This is a genomic window from Alcaligenes sp. GW821-FHT11D07 (assembly GCF_058808495.1).
On record NZ_JBXART010000002.1, the window covers coordinates 844251 to 860916 of the forward strand.

Below are 16666 nucleotides of genomic sequence, written 5' to 3' on the forward strand. Positions count from 1 at the left end.
TCAGCTCTTGGCTTGGGGGGCTTTGCGACCGAAGTAGTGGTTGTAGGCCATGCGGCGATTATTGTTGGTGTCCATATCCCACGCCATGGCGCGTGCGGCGAACGCTCGTTGCGATGCGTCGATTTCCTTGAATAAGGGGTTGGTCTCGGCTTTCTTGGCGACGATCTGGTCCCACACGACCAGTTGTTGTTGCAGGATGGTGTCGGGCGTTTTATAGAACTTGACCCCGTCTTCCTTTTGCAGACGCTGGTAATCCTTTGAGTAGCGGTCAACCGCCTTCCAGGACATGTCGGCCGATGAGGCCTCCACAGCGTTGTCGACGATGGCCTTCAGTTGTGCCGGCAGCGCGTTGTACTTGTCCTTGTTGAACATGATCTCGAAGGTTTCCGAGGCCTGGTGAAAGCTTTGCAGCATGCAGACCTTGGAGACGTCCGGAAAGCCCAGGGCACGGTCGGATGCGGCGTTGTTGAACTCGGCTCCATCGAGCAGGCCGCGGTCCAGCGCTGGGACGATTTCACCGCCTGGCAAGGCATTGACGGCGGCACCCATTTCGGTGAACAGGTCGATGGCCAAGCCGTTAGTGCGGAACTTCAGGCCCTTTAGATCTTCGGTTTTGGTGATGGGTTTTTTGAACCAGCCGAAGGGTTGAGTGGGCATCGGGCCGGACAGAAACGAGACAACATTGCCACCGATGGCATCGTACAGCTTGGCCAGCAGCTCCTTGCCGCCGCCGTACTTGTGCCAGGCAAGCACCATATTGGCGTCCATGCCGAAGGCCGGACCAGACGAAAATAAAGCCAGGGCGTTTTGTTTGCCGTAGTTGTAGCCCAGTACGCCGTGTCCGCCGTCAAGGGTTCCCTTGGAGACGGCGTCAAGCAGGCCAAAGGCCGGCACGACGGCCCCTGCGGGCAAGACTTCGATTTTTAAGTCTCCACCGGTCATGTCGTTGACCTTCTTGGCGAAATCAAGGGCGAATTCGTGGAAGATGTCGACGGTGGGCCAAGTGCTTTGGAAGCGAAAGTTAATGGGACCCTGCGCGCGAGCGATGGCAGGAAAGCCCATCGTTGCTGCAGCCGCGGTGCCGGCTGCAGCACCGCTCAGGAACTTGCGCCGGGATGCGCCGGTTTGTTCTTGGGGCGCGGTGCTTTTTTTGATCCTGTTTTTCATGGGTGTGTCTCCGAAGTGGCTGTTAGCGTTCGATAGCAAATCGAAGCAATCTGGTGTTGCTTTCAGCTTTCTTTCAGTTTGCTTTCAGCTTTATAGGCGATTCAAACGCCAGCCGTACATAAGGAATAACCACAGGGGTAGCAGGGGTATACCCGCGGCTAGCTAGCGGCAGGTGGGTAGGCATATCTACGGCGGCGTCTAAGACAGAACGGGCTGATACGCAGCCGGGAGCAGCACTTCAAACGGGCAATAAAAAACGCCCTCGCCGCATGAAGCGGCGAGGGCGTTTTATGCAAGCGCTAGGGCTTACAGACCTACGGAGTCAGCAATTTCCTTGAACTCTTCGATTTGGTCGAAGTTCATGTAGCGGTAGATGTCTTCGCTATTGGCTTGCAGTACGCCCATGTCGGCCAGGTACTCTTCGCGGGTCGGGATACGGCCCAGACGCGAGCAGATGGCAGCCAGTTCAGCCGAACCCAGGAACACATTGGTGTTCTTGCCCAGACGGTTGGGGAAGTTACGGGTGCTGGTGGACATAACGGTAGCGCCTTCGCGAACCTGTGCCTGGTTACCCATGCACAGCGAGCAACCGGGCATTTCCATACGAGCGCCAGCTACGCCCAGAACGCCGTAGTGGCCTTCTTCGGTCAGCTGTTGCTGGTCCATCTTGGTCGGCGGAGCGACCCACAGACGGGTTGGAATGTCGCGCTTGCCTTCCAGCAGCTTGGAAGCTGCACGGAAGTGGCCGATGTTGGTCATGCAGCTGCCGATAAACACTTCGTCGATCACCGTGCCGGATACTTCGGACATGGTTTTGACATCATCAGGATCGTTCGGGCAAGCCACGATAGGCTCGTGAATTTCAGCCAGATCAATGTCAATGACAGCGGCGTATTCTGCGTCTGCATCGGGTTCGAGCAGTTCAGGGTTGGCCAGCCAGGCTTCCATGGCCTTGATGCGGCGTGTGATGGTGCGCTCGTCTTCGTAACCATTGGCGATCATCCACTTGAGCAGCGTGATGTTGCTGTTCAGGTATTCGATGATGGGCTCTTGGTTCAGACGCACGGTACATGCGGCGGCAGAGCGTTCGGCGGAAGCGTCAGACAGCTCGAAAGCTTGTTCGATCTTCAGGTTAGGCAGGCCTTCGATTTCCAGGATACGACCGGAGAAGATGTTCTTCTTGCCGGCTTTCTCAACGGTCAGCAAGCCTTGCTTGATGGCGTACAGAGGAATGGCGTTCACCAGGTCACGCAGGGTGACGCCAGGCTGCATTTCGCCCTTGAAGCGTACCAGCACGGATTCTGGCATATCCAGAGGCATCACACCGGTAGCAGCGGCAAAGGCCACCAGACCGGAACCAGCGGGGAAGCTGATGCCGATAGGGAAACGGGTGTGGGAGTCACCACCGGTACCCACGGTATCGGGGAGCAACATGCGGTTCAGCCAGGAGTGGATGATACCGTCGCCAGGACGCAGGGACACGCCACCGCGGGTGCTGATGAAAGCAGGCAGTTCGTGGTGAGTTTTGACGTCAACTGGTTTTGGATAGGCTGCGGTGTGGCAGAAGGACTGCATCACCAGATCGGACGAGAAGCCCAGGCAAGCCAGGTCTTTCAGTTCGTCACGAGTCATTGGGCCAGTGGTGTCCTGGCTGCCAACGGTGGTCATGCGTGGTTCGCAGTACGTACCAGGACGCACGCCTAGGCCTTCAGGCAGACCGCAAGCACGGCCAACCATCTTCTGCGCCAGGGAGAAGCCTTTACCGGAATCAACAGGGCTTTGTGGCAGACGGAACAGATCGGTTGGGGGCAGACCCAGTGCTTCGCGAGCACGGGTGGTCAGGCCACGGCCAATGATCAAAGGAATACGGCCACCGGCACGAACTTCGTCAAACAGAACGTCGGACTTGACCTGGAATTCGGAGATCAGTTCGCCATTTTTGAAGGCTTTGCCTTCGTAGGGACGCAGTTCAACCACATCGCCCATGCCCATTTCGGACACATCCAGTTCGATAGGCAGTGCGCCCGCATCTTCCATGGTGTTGTAGAAGATAGGAGCAATCTTGCTGCCCAGGCAAACGCCACCAAAGCGTTTGTTAGGAACGAAAGGAATGTCTTCGCCTGTAAACCACAACACGGAGTTGGTGGCCGATTTACGCGAAGAACCGGTACCGACCACGTCGCCCACGTAGGCAACCAGGTGGCCCTTTTCTTTCAGGGATTCGATAAAGCTGACAGGGCCTTTCTTGCCGGGCTCTTCAGGTTCGATACCTGGGCGCGGGTTTTTCAGCATGGCCAAAGCGTGCAGCGGAATGTCCGGTCGGCTCCAGGCGTCAGGGGCGGGCGACAGGTCGTCGGTGTTGGTCTCGCCAGTGACTTTGAAGACGGTAACGGTCAGGCTTTCAGGGACTTCAGGGCGGCTGGTGAACCACTCGCCGTCAGCCCAGCTTTGCATCACTTCTTTAGCAAAGGCATTGCCCTTTTCGGCTTTTTCCTGAACGTCGTGGAAAGAGTCAAACATCAACAGGGTGTTTTTCAGGCCGTTGGCGGCGATCTGGCCCAGTTCGGGCGAGTCCAGCAGCTCGATCAGCGGGCTGATGTTGTAGCCACCCAGCATGGTTCCCAGCAGCTCAGTGGCGCGCTCGCGGCTGATCAAAGCACAGGATTCTGTGCCCAGCGCGATAGCGGCCAGGTAGGAGGCTTTGACCTTGGCGGCGTCGTCCACACCGGCGGGGACGCGGTGGGTCAGCAAGTCGACCAGGACGGCTTCTTCACCAGCAGGTGGGTTTTTGATGAGCTCGATCAGCTCGGCGGTCTGCTGAGCCGACAAAGGCAGCGGGGGAATGCCCAGAGCGGCGCGCTCGGCAACATGTTCGCGGTAAGAGTCCAGCATAGTGCAGGGGCCTATCGGTAAATGGTTGATATGAAAATGCAATAAATCGCTTACTGCCCCAATTGTAATTTGAAGCGGGCAGCGAAGCAATGGTCTTATATCTTATATAAGACTTACATTAAGCTGAATGAAAGCGGGATCACGCCAGCAAGTCGTTGTATTCAGGGTGGCGGCGGAAGTAGACCACCGCGTAGCTGCAAACAGGGCGAACTTTCCACTGTTGGTTTTTTGCCGTTTCCAGCGCAAAGCGGGTCAGTTGGCCAGCAATGCCACGGCCTTCCAGTTCAGGCGGGACACGGGTGTGGGTGATGCTCATGACAGCATCGTCCAGCTCGTATTCGATGACACTGCGCAGGTTCTCGACGTCGCAATAAAACAAGTGCGCTTGAGGGTCGTGGTGGATAGCAGTAGTGATGGCGATCTCCTTCAGGTTGGGGTCCCGTGCAGGGCAATCAAAATCCAAACAGCAAGCATGCAAATCATGCCCAGAAAGCAGCCGCCCCACAGCCCCATCAAGGGCCATTTGATGCCCATGGGCACATCTTCAGGCTGTACGTGCTTGAGCAGGCGGTTGGCATTGCCAAACAAGGAGCTTTGTCGTTTGGGGAAGTTCAGGCGCAAAAAGTAATCCAGCAGCACACCGGCCTTCAGGGAAAGGGTGAGCTTTTCCCAGGGGTACTGATCCAGATAAGGGTGGCGCAACACTTGATTGCTGCGGCGCAGGTTGAAAAGCAGGAGATAGGCGCCCGAGGCCAGACTGGTCAGGGCACAGGCAATCATCAAGGTTCCTGTCAAAGGCAGGGCATAGCGTACGAAATCAGAGAGCATTAAAGTCACCAGCAAGACGGCCCCGCCTGCACATTTGCAGCGGGGCCGTGAGTCAAATCACAGGCGCATAATAGCCTAGGATCTGTGACTTATGGGCGCTGATCCAGTGGCACAAAGCTCTGGTTTTCAGGGCCAACATAGTTGGCGGTAGGACGAATGATTTTGTTGTCCACACGCTGCTCGATGATGTGAGCGGCCCAGCCTGCGGTACGTGCAATCACGAACAGCGGTGTGAACATGGCCGTGGGCACGCCCATGGTGTGGTAGGACACGGCCGAGAACCAGTCCAGGTTGGGGAACATTTTTTTCACTTCCCACATCACGCTTTCCAGACGCTCGGCAATTTCAAACATGCGCGTGTTGCCATCAGCCTGTGCCAATTCCTTGGCAACCGATTTGATGACTTCATTGCGTGGGTCGGAAATGGTGTAGACCGGGTGACCGAAGCCAATAATGACTTCTTTGTTTTCCACACGCTTGCGGATGTCTTCTTCGGCCTGGTCGGGGTTCTCGTAGCGCTTCTGGATTTCAAAAGCCACTTCGTTGGCACCGCCGTGCTTGGGACCGCGCAGGGCGCCAATGGCACCGGAAATGGCGGAGTAGAAGTCCGAGCCCGTACCGGCGATAACGCGGCTGGTAAAGGTGGAGGCGTTGAATTCGTGCTCGGCATATAGGTTCAGCGACACGTGCATGGCTTGTTCCCACTCGGCTGATGGCTTTTCGCCATGCAGCAGGTGCAGGAAGTGGGCGCCGATGCTGTCGTCGTCGGTCTGTACATCAATCATTTCGCCGTTGTGGCTGTAGTGATACCAGTACAGCAGTGCCGAACCCAGGCAAGCCAGCAAACGGTCTGCGATGTCGCGGGCGTCAGGCAGGTTGTGGTCGTCTTTCTCTGGCAAGACGCAACCCAGAACTGAAACGGCAGTGCGCATCACGTCCATGGGGTGGCTGTGTGCAGGCAGGGTTTCCAGCGCGCTTTGCAGGGCCAGAGGCAGGCCGCGCAGACGCTTGAGCTTTTGTTTGTAGGCGCGCAGTTCATCGCGGTTGGGCAGCTTGCCGTGAATCAGCAAGTAAGCCACTTCCTCAAACTCGCAAGCCTGTGCCAAGTCCAAAATATCGTAGCCGCGGTAGTGCAGGTCATTACCGCTACGACCCACTGTGCACAGGGCGGTATTACCCGCCACAACGCCCGACAGGGCCACCGATTTTTTGGGCTTGAAGCCAGTGCTAGGGGTGTTCTCAGTACTGCTCATAAAGGTCTCCTGGTTGCAGGGCAGTCAGCAGGGCCGACTGCCTGGATAAATTATGCCCGCCACACGCTGGTTAAGAGCGGGGCGGGAGCCAGTAAGGGCTCAGGACTTCTTGTTTTTCTGGAACAGCTTGTCGAGGCTTTGCTCGTAAGCATGGTAGCCGATACGATCGTACAGTTCTTCACGAGTCTGCATCAAATCGATCACGTTTTTCTGATGTCCGTCGCGACGGATCGCCTGGTAGACAGTTTCAGCTGCTTTGTTCATGGCGCGGAAGGCGGACAGCGGGTAGAGCACCATGGCAACATTTGCCGACGCCAGCTCCTCAACCGTGAACAGCGGGGTCTGACCGAATTCCGTGATGTTGGCCAGCACGGGCACGTTCAAGGTTTCGGTAAAGCGGCGGTAGGTGTCCAGATCGTAGCAAGCTTCAGCAAAAATACCGTCTGCACCGGCTTCCACGCAAGCCTGAGCGCGCTCCAGGGCAGCGTCAACCCCTTCAACAGCGATGGCATCAGTACGCGCCATGATGAAAAATTCTGGGTCGGTACGGGCGTCTACAGCTGCCTTCACGCGGTCAGCCATCTCGCCAGTGCTGACAATTTCCTTGCCGGGGCGGTGGCCACAACGCTTGGCACCTACTTGGTCTTCAATGTGGCAAGCAGCTGCGCCAAACTTGATCAGGCTTTTGACGGTGCGGGCAATATTGAAGGCCGAAGCGCCAAAGCCGGTGTCAATGTCCACCATCAAAGGCAGATCGCATACATCGGTGATGCGACGAATGTCGGTCAGGACGTCGTCCAGGGTGTTGATGCCCAGATCAGGCAGGCCCAGGGAGCCCGCAGCTACACCGCCGCCCGACAAGTAAATAGCGCGAAAGTTGGCGCGCTGCGCCAGCAAAGCGTGGTTGGCGTTGATAGCACCAATGATTTGCAAAGGCTGCTCTTCACGCAGGGCTTGGCGGAAACGGGCACCTGCCGATGTCAGTTGGTTTTGGCTCATTCTGGGCTCCAGATCACAAAAATCAAAAAGGGCCGCCAGCGTGTTCTGGCGACGGGTTGGTTCTACTAAAGCAAAAGCTGTGCCAAGTTCCCGTACTCATGCCTGAAGTGGACTAAAGCCAAGTGGGCTAGCGATTCCTTGCAGGGTTCAGCTGGGTTCATTCACCGCTTCAGTAGGGTGTTTCTTCGTTTTGTGTTTCAATATTGAAACGTATATTGAGACAGTGTCGCATTTTTGAGTCGTAGGTGAAACGCTATGCCTTATCTTTCCTCCTCTCCGGCCCGCTTGCGTCTGGTGGCCTTCGGTCTGCATGGTCTGCGCTCTTTGCTGGAAGAGTTGGTGCCGCAGTTCCGCGCCCAGGCGGAAATCCTGATCGTGGACAAAGCCTATGGCGAAGCGGTTCAAGCGGTGGAGGTGCTGCGCCAGACAGGTGAAATCGATGTGCTGGTCTCAGCCGGTTCCAATGGCAGCTATTTACGCGAACACCTGGATTTACCGGTTGTGCTGGTGCATCCCGGTGGCTTTGACATTATGGGCAGCTTGGCTGCTGCTCAGCCCGAGCGCAAAGCAGTCGTCACTTATGGCGAGATGCCGTTAGAGCTCATGGAGTTTGTACAGCGCTTTGATCTGCCCGTTGAATTGCGCAGTTACCGTAGCGAGGATGATGCACGCAGCTGTGTTCAGGATTTGAAAGAGCTGGGGGTGGAGTGGGTGCTGGCTCCCGGTTTGGTGGTGGATCTGGCGCGTGAAAATCAGATGCAAGCTGTGCTGCTGTACTCGCAAGGGGCGGTGCGTCAGGCACTGGAGTCCGCGATTGAATTAGCCCGAGTCGCCCGCGCAGAAGCCGCCCGCCGAGACCGCCTGAATACGATTCTGGCGCAATTGCGTGACGGGGTTGTGTCAGTGGATCGAGACGAGCGCATTGAAACGGTGAACCCGGCCATGGAAGCCTGGCTTGGGAAACCCGCTCAGGCAGTGATTGGCCGCCGCTTGGGCTCCTTGTATCCCGAGCTGGATTTGGCGGGGACTTTACGCAGTCTGGAAGTGCAACTGGATACCGTGCAGCAAGTGGGTGGCCGCACCGCGATTGTGACCCGCATGCCAATCCTGGAGCAGGGGCGCTTGAGCGGTGCCGTCTTGCTCTGCCAGGACCCGGCTGCAATTCAGCGACTAGACCGAAGTCTGCGTTCGCGCAGCCAACAGGCCGCCTCGCGTCATGCTCGCTATGAGTTGTCTGATCTGGTGGGGCAAAGTTCACCCATGCGCAAATTGCGTGCTCAAGCACAGGCATGTGCACAAAGCACAGCCACCACCTTGATTATTGGCGAGAGCGGTACGGGTAAGGAATTGCTGGCTCAAGGGATACACAGTGCCAGCGCCAGACGCGCGCAACCTTTTGTAGCCGTGAACTGCGCGGCGTTCCCCGATAGCCTGCTGGAAAGCGAGCTGTTTGGGTATGTTGAAGGCGCGTTTACGGGGTCCAGTCGGGGCGGCAAAGTCGGGCTTGTAGAAGCGGCTCACACCGGCACCTTGTTTCTGGACGAGATCGGGGAGATGCCCTTGCCACTGCAAACCCGTTTGCTGCGGGTGCTGCAAGAAAAAGAAGTCCTGCGTATCGGGGCGATCGAGCCAACGCCAGTCGATGTGCGCGTGATTGCGGCCACTCACCGCGATCTGGCCGCGCAAGTGAAAGAAGGAGTGTTCCGTCAGGACCTGTTTTATCGCCTGAATATTCTGGTGCTGCGCTTGCCGCCTTTGCGTCTGCGTACCCAGGATTTGCCGGAACTGGTGGAGCATCTCTTGGCAAAAGTGGCTCAGCGTCTGGGCGGGGCTGTAACACTCCACCCGGATTGGCTGACCGAGCTGCTGGAGTTGGGCCGTCACTACCCATGGCCCGGCAATATCCGCGAGTTGGAAAACCTGATCGAACGCTTGATGGTTTTGGGCACAGTGCAAGGTGATCAAGCTGTGGTGCTAGAAGATATTGCGCCGGAGCTGAGGGCCTTGGTGACAGAGCCTCCCATGCCAGCTTTGCGCGACCAGCAAGAGCGCAGCGAGCAGGAGCATCTGGCCAAGGTGCTGGAAGATTGTGGGGGCAACCGCGCCTTGGCGGCACAACAGTTGGGCATCAGTCGCAGTACCCTGTGGCGCAAGCTGCGTAAAGGCTGATGGGTTTTACGTGCTTAAGGATAGGGGCAAGGCCTGTCTGTGTCTGTGTCTGTGCTATTTACAGGCTGCTTTCAGTCTCGATTGACTCGGTTTAACGCCATTAACAAGAAGCTGATCAGCACAGAAGCGAGCAGGTTGTAGCTCAAGCCCATCACAAAGGCAGAGCCATAGTGTTCAGCCTGCGTAAGGGAAGCGCTGCCCGCGCTTCGTCCGGCATTAAACAAGAAGCCGACTACGGCAACCCCCAGAGCGGCACCAATTTGCTGAATACTGGAAATCACACCCGACGCCATGCCTGCTTGAGTCTCGTCTATAAAGCCCAGAATCAGATTCAGCAAGGGCGTCATGATCAGGCCTTGGCTGACCCCCAAAAAGATCAAGGCAGGAATCAGGTGGATGGCTTCCAACTGTGCGCCCGCCCAAGCAACTTGAGCGATCAAAAAAGCAAAGGAGAAGGCGTAGCATAAAGCGCCGATAGTAATGGCGCGGTTGCCATAGCAGGCGATTAGGCGCGGTGCGCTTAAGGAGGCAAGGACAAAGCCCACGCTGGCCGGTGCGAAAATACTGCCTGCATGGAAAGGACTTAAGCCCAGACCACTTTGCAGCAAAAGAGCAAAGCATAGAAAGAAAGAGCTGGCGGTGGAATACACCAGCAAGACTAGCGTGGCGCCTAAGGCAAAGCGGGGCTGTGTCAGCAGCTTCATATCCACCAAGGGCAGCAGCCCTGAACGTCGACGCCTTTCCTGATGCTGATAAAAAACCCATAGCAGAATACCCGCAGCGGCTACAGCCAGCACGCTGGAAAGAGGCCAGCCGTGTTCTGAGCTTTGGATCAGGGGGATGAGTAACAGGCTCAAGGCCAGGCTGATCAAAACCACCCCGCTGGGGTCTAGGCCCTGGCCTTCAGGGGCGCGGGTCTCGGGAATATGGCGCGCCGCCACAATCGCCAGCAGGCCGATAGGGATATTGATCAAAAAGATGCTGCGCCAGCCCAGACCAAACAAGTCTGCGTGAACCAGCCATCCCCCCAAAACTTGTCCGGCAATCGCGGCTAGGCCGAGCGTCATGCCCAGTAGGCCGAAAGCGCGGCGGCGGTCATCACCGTCAAAGTTGATCCGAATGGATGCGTAAACCTGGGGAAAGAGCAGTGCTGCGGCCAAGCCTTGCAATGCCCTGGCGATGATCAGTAAAAATGCGGTGGGTGCCAGACCGCAAAGTGCGGAGGCTAGCGTAAAGCCCGCCATGCCGATGATAAAGAGCCTGCGTCTACCAAATAAATCGCCCAGCCGCCCTCCTGTAATGAGCAGGACGCCAAATGCAAGTTCGTAGCCTGCCACAATGAAGCCGATCTGGCTAAAGCTGGCTCCCAATTGGCTCTGGATATTGGGGATAGCAACATTGACGACGAACAGGTCAAAAATGGTGACGAAGCCAGCCAGGAGCAGCACGGAAAGGCCCAGCCAAGGTGGGCTTTTCGTGGTGGCCGAAAAGGTGGTGGGGGAATAAGACGTGGAATTCATGATGCCTGCTTGTGGTGAAAACCCCTGTATTCTTGAACTCTTTTTAAGCCATTACAATTTAACTGTTTATGCTATTACTAAAAGCAATGGGATTTTGAGCCATGAGAACCTTGGAAAGAACACGTCCAGACTTGGCTGCCTTCTTGCGCGCTTGCCGTGAGCGGCTTTTACCTGAAGATCTAGGCTTGCCGAGTGGCGGGCGGCGTCGCACTCCGGGATTGCGACGTGAAGAAGTGGCCGCCTTAGCGGGGGTGGGATTGACCTGGTACACCTGGTTGGAGCAAGGGCGCGATATTGGGGTGTCGGCCAACTTTCTGGATAATCTGGCGCGTGTTTTGAAACTGGATGCGGCCGAGCGCCGTCATTTATTTTTATTGGCTCATGAGCGTTTGCCGGCAGAGCCAGGCATAAGCTGGTGTGTATTGCCGCCCTTGGTTCGACGCTTGATGCATGACTTGCCTCATCCGGCCTTTGTCTTGAATCTGCGCTGGGATGTGCTGGGCTTTAATGGCTTGGCGGACAATTTGCTGGGTTTGGGGGCGTATCCAGATGGGCAGCGCAACTTGCTATGGCAGATGTTTACGAACCCCGATTTGCATGCGCGATTTGCGCCCTGGGAGCCACAGGCGCTGGAGATGCTGTCCAGTTTTCGTCGAGACTTTGCCCGTGCTGCTGAAGGCACGGATATTCATGAAATGGCCCATGAACTCAAGCGCGTGTCACCTGAGTTCAAGATGTGGTGGGAGCAGCACGATATGAATTTGCCCTGCAGCGGGCGACACACAATTGTGCTGGATGGAGAGTTGCGCGAGTTTGAGCAGACCTCGCTCATCATTGATGAGAGTCGTCATTTGCGGATGGTGGTGTACGCGCAGCCTTTGCAGGAAGAGCAGGGTGGTCGTGCGCCCTAGTGTGATCTGGCAGGTTTATGTCGTCGCCCGTGGGCAGCCGCCAGCGCCTTGTTGATAGTGGTTTGAGATGGTGACTTACAAGCAAGTGGTAGGTATTGGGTATCAACTATTACCTATCGCCCAGCAGCTATAGGCGTCAGCCAAAAAAAATCCCCGCCTATAAAGGCGGGGATCTTGGACACTAGAGGGTTAATTAACCCAGCAGGTCTTTCACACCGTCACGCTCTTCCAGCAGCTCGTTCAAAGTGTGGTCCATGCGCTCACGCGAGAAGGCGTCGATTTCCAGGCCCTCAACACGCTTGTACTCACCGTTTTCGGTGGTAACAGGCACGCCGTAGATGATGCCTTCAGGAATGCCGTAGGAGCCGTCCGAAGGAACACCCATGGTGACCCATTTGCCGTTGGAACCCAGGACCCAGTCACGCACGTGGTCGATGGCAGCGTTAGCAGCCGACGCAGCCGAGGACAAACCACGGGCTTCGATGATGGCGGCGCCACGTTTGCCCACGGTGGGGATGAAGGTTTCGCGGTTCCAGGCCTGGTCGTTGATGATAGCGTCGATCTTCTCGCCGTTTACAGTAGCGAAACGAGTGTCAGGGTACATGGTGGGCGAGTGGTTGCCCCAAACGATCAGGTTCTCGATGTCAGCAACCGCTTTGCCGGACTTGGTGGCCAACTGCGACAGAGCGCGGTTGTGGTCCAGACGCAGCATGGCGGTGAAGTTCTTTGCTGGCAGATCGGGTGCGGACTTCATGGCGATGTAGGCGTTGGTGTTGGCAGGGTTGCCGACAACCAGAACCTTGACGTCACGGCTGGCCACTTTGTTCAGGGCACGGCCTTGTGCAGTGAAGATCTGGGCGTTGAACGCCAACAGGTCTTTACGCTCCATGCCTGGGCCGCGAGGACGGGCACCGACCAGCAGGGCGATATCAACATCTTTGAATGCGGTTTCAGGGTCGCTGTGGGCGGACATGCCTTGCAGCAGCGGGAAGGCGCAGTCGTCCAGTTCCATCATGACGCCCTTCAGGGCCTTTTGGGCTTTCTCGTCGGCGAGTTCCAGCAACTGCAGGATTACAGGCTGGTCTTTGCCCAGCATTTCGCCAGAGGCGATGCGAAACAGCAGGGCGTAACCAATCTGGCCAGCAGCGCCGGTAACGGCGACACGCATTGCGGGTTTGGACATGAGAGTAAGACTCCGTTTTTGGGTTTGAAGACGGTGACGAAAAACACAGTTTAAATCTTTTGCGGGCCGCACTGTTGGCCTGGAAAACGGTTTTTCGCAAGAGGGAAAGCCTCTTTTTTCACTGCGCAGACTAGACCAAAAAGATAGCTGCGTCAAACGTCTTATATCTTATATAAGACATAAGAGCGTTAGACATTCGGGGCCGGTCATGCGAAAATTAGTGCACTGTCTATTTTATGAACAAATGCGCGTCCAAGGCTGTATCTGCCGCGCATTTTTTGTGAGCCCATGTCTGATAACGTGCCGCCGCTACGCACCCAGGAAATCGAAAAATCCGCTCCTAGCGCGGCCTATAGCCCTCTGTACCAACAGATCAAGGCTTTGTTGCTGCAGGGGCTGGATCGTGGCGAGTGGAAACCGGGCGAAGCCATCCCCAGTGAATTGGAATTGGCCGCACGTTTTCAGGTCAGCCAAGGCACCGTTCGTAAAGCCATTGACGAGCTGGCCGCCGACAATCTGCTGATTCGTCGCCAGGGCAAGGGCACCTTTGTTGCTACTCACCACGAAGCTCGTGTGCGTTTTCGCTTTTTGCGCCTGGCTCCTGATGATGGCAAGCCCGTTGTCTCCCAAAGCCGCATTCTGGATGTGCGCCGCATGAAAGCGCCTACGGATGTAGCCGTGCTGCTGGACCTGCGCACCTCCGATATGGTGGTCAATTTGCGCCGGGTGCTGTCTTTTGACCAAGCCCCCACCATTTATGACGACATCTGGCTGCCCGGCTCGGTCTTTAAAGGCCTGACGCTGGAGGCCGTAGAACAGAACAAAGGCCCTATGTACGCCTGGTTCGAGAGCAAATTTGGCATCAGCATGGTGCGCGCCGATGAAAAGATCGGCGCCATCAGTGCTACCGAGGAGGCCGCATCGGTCTTGCAAGTGGCCCTTGGCTCGCCTTTGCTGCACGTGGAACGCGTGTCTTATACCTATGGTGATCGACCGATGGAATTGCGCCGGGGTTTATACCTGACCGAGCGCTTTCATTACCGAAACACGCTCAGCTAGTTCGGCGACATACGGTATTTGATACTGCACCGTAGTGTCAAATAGGTGAAAATACCAAGGTTCAAAATTTTATGACTTTTTTTTATCTACTTCGAGGCCATCATGTCTGATACCGCACCCAAGCAGCGCCCGCAGTATCGCAATATCAGCGTGCCGCAGATATTGAGCTACCGCTTGCCCCTGGCTGCAAAATCGTCGATTTTGCATCGCGTCAGTGGAGCATTGCTGTTTCTTTGCCTGCCGCTCGTCTTATTGCCACTGTTCTCTTTAAGCGTGAGCTCTCCCGAGTCCTTCGAAACCTTGCGCAGCTACGTGGACAATCCAGTCTGTAAGCTGATTTTGCTGGTATTGATCTGGGGCTACTTGCACCACTTCTGTGCCGGTATTCGCTATCTGGCTCTGGACCTGCACCTGGGTAACGACAAAGAGTCGGCCAAGAAGTCGGCGGGTATGGTTTTCGGGGTTAGCCTGGCGCTGACCGTTGTGTTTGGCTTGAAACTGTTTGGGGTGTGGTAATGGCTAATCGTGAGCGCATTGGCGCAAACCGGCTGGTAGTGGGTGCCCACTACGGTACCTTGGACTTTTTGGCCCAGCGGGTTACCGCGGTCATCATGGCCATTTACACGCTGGTCATCATTGGCGGCATCCTGTTTAGCAGTGAACTGAATTTCGAGACCTGGCGTGGCCTGTTCTCGTTCACGGTCGGCTCCCTGCCTTTGGGTCAGCTGCTCGCTACTTTGTTCTTCCTGTCTTTGTCCTGGCACGCCTGGATTGGCGTTCGTGACATTTGGATGGATTACGTTCAGCCCGCCGGTATTCGCTTGTTCCTGCAAGTGTTGACCTTGCTGTGGCTTGTAGCCAGCGTCGTCTTTTTCGCAAAAATTATCTGGAGTCTCTAAACCGTGGCTTCCATCACAAAATCTTTGCCCCGCCGTCAGTTTGACGTAGTGGTGGTCGGTGCCGGTGGCGCCGGTATGCGTTGTTCCCTGCAATTGGCTCAGGCCGGCCTGTCCGTGGCTGTTCTTAGCAAGGTATTCCCAACCCGCTCCCACACCGTGGCTGCTCAAGGTGGCGTTAGTGCCTCTTTGGGTAACATGAGCGAGGATCACTGGTACTGGCACATGTACGACACCGTCAAGGGTTCGGACTGGCTGGGTGACCAGGACGCCATCGAATTCATGTGCCGTGAAGCTCCACACGCTGTGTACGAGCTGGAACACTTTGGTATGCCTTTTGACCGTAACCAGGATGGCACGATTTATCAGCGTCCATTTGGTGGTCACACGGCCAACTTTGGTGAAAAGCCTGTTCAACGTGCCTGTGCCGCTGCTGACCGTACCGGCCACGCCATGTTGCACACGCTGTATCAGCGTAACGTTGCTGCCCGCACCCAGTTCTTCGTGGAATGGATGGCGCTGGATCTGCTGCGTAACGAAGCGGGTGACGTTCTGGGCGTAACCGCTCTGGAAATGGAAACCGGCGAGATCTACGTTCTGGAAGGCAAGCGCGTGGTGCTGGCTACTGGTGGTGCTGGCCGTATCTGGGCTGCTTCCACTAACGCCTTCATCAACACCGGTGACGGTCTGGGTATGGCTGCTCGTGCTGGTCTGCCACTGCAAGACATGGAGTTTTGGCAATTTCACCCCACTGGCGTTGCCGGTGCTGGCGTGCTGATTACCGAAGGCGTGCGCGGCGAAGGCGGTATCTTGTTGAACAAGGACGGCGAGCGCTTCATGGAGCGTTACGCTCCCACCTTGAAAGACTTGGCTCCACGTGACTTCGTGTCCCGTTCCATGGACCAGGAAATTAAGGAAGGTCGCGGTTGTGGCGACGGCAGCTACGTGGTTCTGAAGCTGGATCACCTGGGCGCTGACGTCATCAAAAAACGTTTGCCTTCGATTCGCGAAATCGCGATCAAGTTTGCCAACGTGGACCCGATCAAAGATCCGATCCCTGTGGTTCCCACCATTCACTACCAGATGGGTGGTATCCCCACGAACTACTACGGTCAGGTTGTCACTCAAACGGCAACGGGCGAGAACAAAATCGTCAACGGTCTGTACGCCATCGGCGAATGTGCCGCGACGTCGGTACACGGTGCCAACCGTCTGGGCACGAACTCCTTGCTGGACTTGATCGTTTTCGGCCGCGCTGCGGGCAACCACATTGTGGATTCGCACCCCGAGAAAGACCACTTCCACCAGGAACTGAACGAATCGTCCATCGAATTCTCCCTGGACCGCGTCAACCGTCTGGAAACCCGTACCTCGGGCGAAAAAGCACAGGACGTGGGCAACAAGATTCGTACCGCTATGCAGGCTCACTGCGGCGTGTTCCGTACCCTGGATCTGCTGCACAAGGGTGTCGACCAGATCGAATCCCTGGTTCCCGAAGTCAAAGACATTTACTTCAAAGACAAGTCCAAGGTGTTCAATACCGCGCGTATCGAAGCCCTGGAAGTGGCCAACATGATTGAAGTGGCCCGTGCCACGACCAAGTCGGCCGCCAATCGTACGGAAAGTCGTGGTGCTCACGCCCTGAACGACCATCCAGAGCGTGACGACGACAACTGGCTGCGTCACACCCTGTGGTTCTCGGAAGGCAGCAAACTGGAATACAAGCCCGTCCAGATGAAGCCACTGACGGCCGAAACCATTCCGCCCAAGCCTCGGACTTTCTAAGCAG

At 56.4% G+C, this 16666-nt stretch carries 14 protein-coding genes; 6 read left to right on the forward strand and 8 right to left on the reverse strand.

What is annotated here, in order from left to right; translation table 11 throughout:
• From AC1RSM_RS12455 to prpB, 6 genes are all read right to left on the reverse strand, one after another.
• A complete protein-coding gene (locus AC1RSM_RS12455; protein WP_492932857.1) occupies positions 1-1167 on the reverse strand; it encodes a TRAP transporter substrate-binding protein in 1167 nt (388 codons plus the stop codon).
• A 306-nt stretch (positions 1168-1473) separates the two neighbouring features.
• A complete protein-coding gene (gene acnB, locus AC1RSM_RS12460) occupies positions 1474-4059 on the reverse strand; it encodes a bifunctional aconitate hydratase 2/2-methylisocitrate dehydratase (RefSeq protein ID WP_492932858.1) in 2586 nt (861 codons plus the stop codon).
• A gap of 139 nt (positions 4060-4198) precedes the next feature.
• Positions 4199-4474, reverse strand: coding sequence for a GNAT family N-acetyltransferase (locus AC1RSM_RS12465; RefSeq protein WP_492932979.1), 276 nt, complete (start codon positions 4472-4474; stop codon positions 4199-4201).
• A gap of 11 nt (positions 4475-4485) precedes the next feature.
• Entirely contained in the window at positions 4486-4887 is a 402-nt protein-coding gene (locus AC1RSM_RS12470; protein WP_492932859.1) for a hypothetical protein, read from the reverse strand.
• A gap of 89 nt (positions 4888-4976) precedes the next feature.
• On the reverse strand, positions 4977-6140 hold the full coding sequence (prpC, locus tag AC1RSM_RS12475) for a bifunctional 2-methylcitrate synthase/citrate synthase (protein ID WP_492932860.1): 1164 nt from the start codon (positions 6138-6140) through the stop codon (positions 4977-4979).
• 99 nt (positions 6141-6239) lie between these two features.
• Positions 6240-7139, reverse strand: a complete 900-nt coding sequence (prpB, locus tag AC1RSM_RS12480; protein ID WP_492932861.1) for a methylisocitrate lyase — start codon at positions 7137-7139, stop codon at positions 6240-6242.
• Between the two features lie 255 nt (positions 7140-7394).
• On the opposite strand from prpB, the gene prpR reads away from it, so the two are divergent.
• A complete protein-coding gene (gene prpR, locus AC1RSM_RS12485; protein ID WP_492932862.1) occupies positions 7395-9308 on the forward strand; it encodes a propionate catabolism operon regulatory protein PrpR in 1914 nt (637 codons plus the stop codon).
• A gap of 71 nt (positions 9309-9379) precedes the next feature.
• Here prpR and AC1RSM_RS12490 read toward each other — a convergent pair whose 3' ends face one another.
• Positions 9380-10828, reverse strand: a complete 1449-nt coding sequence (locus AC1RSM_RS12490) for an MFS transporter (protein ID WP_492932863.1) — start codon at positions 10826-10828, stop codon at positions 9380-9382.
• A 101-nt stretch (positions 10829-10929) separates the two neighbouring features.
• On the opposite strand from AC1RSM_RS12490, the gene AC1RSM_RS12495 reads away from it, so the two are divergent.
• Positions 10930-11739: a helix-turn-helix transcriptional regulator gene (locus AC1RSM_RS12495; RefSeq protein ID WP_492932864.1), complete on the forward strand. Its 810-nt coding sequence runs from the start codon at positions 10930-10932 to the stop codon at positions 11737-11739.
• A 193-nt stretch (positions 11740-11932) separates the two neighbouring features.
• Here the strand turns inward: AC1RSM_RS12495 and AC1RSM_RS12500 are convergent, their stop codons facing one another.
• On the reverse strand, positions 11933-12922 hold the full coding sequence (locus tag AC1RSM_RS12500; RefSeq protein ID WP_042484133.1) for a malate dehydrogenase: 990 nt from the start codon (positions 12920-12922) through the stop codon (positions 11933-11935).
• 288 nt (positions 12923-13210) lie between these two features.
• On the opposite strand from AC1RSM_RS12500, the gene AC1RSM_RS12505 reads away from it, so the two are divergent.
• The 4 genes from AC1RSM_RS12505 to sdhA all read left to right on the forward strand — a co-directional run bounded on the left by AC1RSM_RS12505 (position 13211) and on the right by sdhA (position 16662).
• Positions 13211-13981: a GntR family transcriptional regulator gene (locus tag AC1RSM_RS12505; protein ID WP_492932865.1), complete on the forward strand. Its 771-nt coding sequence runs from the start codon at positions 13211-13213 to the stop codon at positions 13979-13981.
• Positions 13982-14083: 102 nt separating this feature from the next.
• Positions 14084-14497, forward strand: a complete 414-nt coding sequence (gene sdhC / locus AC1RSM_RS12510; protein ID WP_009457694.1) for a succinate dehydrogenase, cytochrome b556 subunit — start codon at positions 14084-14086, stop codon at positions 14495-14497.
• Entirely contained in the window at positions 14497-14880 is a 384-nt protein-coding gene (sdhD, locus tag AC1RSM_RS12515) for a succinate dehydrogenase, hydrophobic membrane anchor protein (RefSeq protein WP_492932866.1), read from the forward strand. Before sdhC ends, sdhD begins: the two co-directional genes overlap by 1 nt.
• Positions 14881-14883: 3 nt before the next feature.
• Positions 14884-16662, forward strand: a complete 1779-nt coding sequence (gene sdhA / locus AC1RSM_RS12520; protein ID WP_492932867.1) for a succinate dehydrogenase flavoprotein subunit — start codon at positions 14884-14886, stop codon at positions 16660-16662.
• Positions 16663-16666: the final 4 nt, after the last annotated feature.

Excerpts from the sequence above, each read along its gene's own strand:
- AC1RSM_RS12455 (WP_492932857.1), bottom strand. The coding sequence starts at position 1,167 with ATGAAAAACAGGATCAAAAAAAGCACCGCGCCCCAAGAACAAACCGGC.
- acnB (WP_492932858.1), bottom strand. The coding sequence starts at position 4,059 with ATGCTGGACTCTTACCGCGAACATGTTGCCGAGCGCGCCGCTCTGGGC.
- AC1RSM_RS12470 (WP_492932859.1), bottom strand. The coding sequence starts at position 4,887 with ATGCTCTCTGATTTCGTACGCTATGCCCTGCCTTTGACAGGAACCTTG.
- prpC (WP_492932860.1), bottom strand. The coding sequence starts at position 6,140 with ATGAGCAGTACTGAGAACACCCCTAGCACTGGCTTCAAGCCCAAAAAA.
- prpB (WP_492932861.1), bottom strand. The coding sequence starts at position 7,139 with ATGAGCCAAAACCAACTGACATCGGCAGGTGCCCGTTTCCGCCAAGCC.
- prpR (WP_492932862.1), top strand. The coding sequence starts at position 7,395 with ATGCCTTATCTTTCCTCCTCTCCGGCCCGCTTGCGTCTGGTGGCCTTC.
- AC1RSM_RS12490 (WP_492932863.1), bottom strand. The coding sequence starts at position 10,828 with ATGAATTCCACGTCTTATTCCCCCACCACCTTTTCGGCCACCACGAAA.
- AC1RSM_RS12495 (WP_492932864.1), top strand. The coding sequence starts at position 10,930 with ATGAGAACCTTGGAAAGAACACGTCCAGACTTGGCTGCCTTCTTGCGC.
- AC1RSM_RS12500 (WP_042484133.1), bottom strand. The coding sequence starts at position 12,922 with ATGTCCAAACCCGCAATGCGTGTCGCCGTTACCGGCGCTGCTGGCCAG.
- AC1RSM_RS12505 (WP_492932865.1), top strand. The coding sequence starts at position 13,211 with ATGTCTGATAACGTGCCGCCGCTACGCACCCAGGAAATCGAAAAATCC.
- sdhC (WP_009457694.1), top strand. The coding sequence starts at position 14,084 with ATGTCTGATACCGCACCCAAGCAGCGCCCGCAGTATCGCAATATCAGC.
- sdhD (WP_492932866.1), top strand. The coding sequence starts at position 14,497 with ATGGCTAATCGTGAGCGCATTGGCGCAAACCGGCTGGTAGTGGGTGCC.